General features: G+C 48.9%; 1 protein-coding gene. It reads right to left on the minus strand.

Translation table 11 applies throughout. The features are described 5' to 3' along the window. The coding region (locus B9A32_RS20970; RefSeq protein ID WP_170923946.1) for a fumarate hydratase at positions 1-1,022 on the minus strand (1,022 nt) is incomplete at its 3' end. Positions 1,023-1,175: the final 153 nt, after the last annotated feature.

The raw sequence follows: 1,175 nt of genomic DNA on the forward strand, positions 1-1,175 counted from the left end.
GGATTTTCTTCCATCTGCTCCAGAAAAATCCCATCCCGGGTGATCTTGCCCTTGATTTGACGATCGGCACTGCAACTGACACCAATGCCCACAGGACAGGATGCCCCATGGCGCGGCATTCTCACCACCCTGACATCCAGGGCAAAATGCTTGCCGCCAAACTGGGCACCCAGGCCCAGTTTTTCAGCACGCTTCATCACCTTTGCTTCCAGATCCACATCCCGGAAGGCGTGCCCTGTGTCATCCCCTTTAAGGGGAAGGGAATCAAGATACCGGGCAGAGGCAAGTTTCACTGTCTTAAGATTGGCTTCAGCAGAGGTGCCGCCAATGACAAATGCAATGTAATAGGGCGGACAGGCCGCCGTTCCCAACGATTTCATCTTTTCTGTCATGAAATCAAGCAAAATTTCCTCGGAGTTCAGCACAGCCTTGGTCATCTGATAGAGAAAGGTTTTATTGGCAGATCCACCACCCTTGGCCATGAAGAGAAACTTATATTCATCCCCCCGGGTGGCATAAAGATCGATCTGGGCCGGTAGATTACACTTGGTATTCTGCTCATCAAACATGTTCAAAGGGGCGTTCTGGGAATATCTGAGATAGTTCTCAGTGTAAGCGTTGAACACCCCCTTGGAAAGATTTTCTTCATCATCGGACCAGGTCCACACCTGTTGACCTTTTTTGCCCATGATGATGGCAGTCCCCGTATCCTGACACATGGGGTACACTTTTTCCGCAGAAATGGCGGCATTTTTCAAAAGTTCCAGGGCAATGTATTTATCATTGTCTGAGCTTTCAGGGTCATCTATGATGGCCGCCAGTTTTTTCAAATGCCCGGGACGATAAAGGTGGGCCACGTCTTTAAAGGCTGCCTGGGAAAGTTCCTGCAAAGCCTGGGGTTCCACAAAAAGAACCTCATTTCCATCAAGCTCCCGGAGTTTTACATACTCTTTGGTCAGCAGTCGATATTCAGTGGTATCTTCCCCCAGGGGAAACATATTTGTATACTTAAACTCAACCATTGTAACTCTCCTTCCGGATTATTTAACCAGGGCCATCTTTTTTCTCAAAAAGGCGATCTGGGTCTGGTGGGGCAGATCCTTGGGACAATAGTCCTGGCATCCCAGAAGGGTCATGCAGCCAAACACACCGTCGTCATCTCCAATGAGTTCATA

It is taken from the genome of Desulfocicer vacuolatum DSM 3385 (assembly GCF_900176365.1).
GTDB lineage: Bacteria > Desulfobacterota > Desulfobacteria > Desulfobacterales > Desulfobacteraceae > Desulfocicer > Desulfocicer vacuolatum.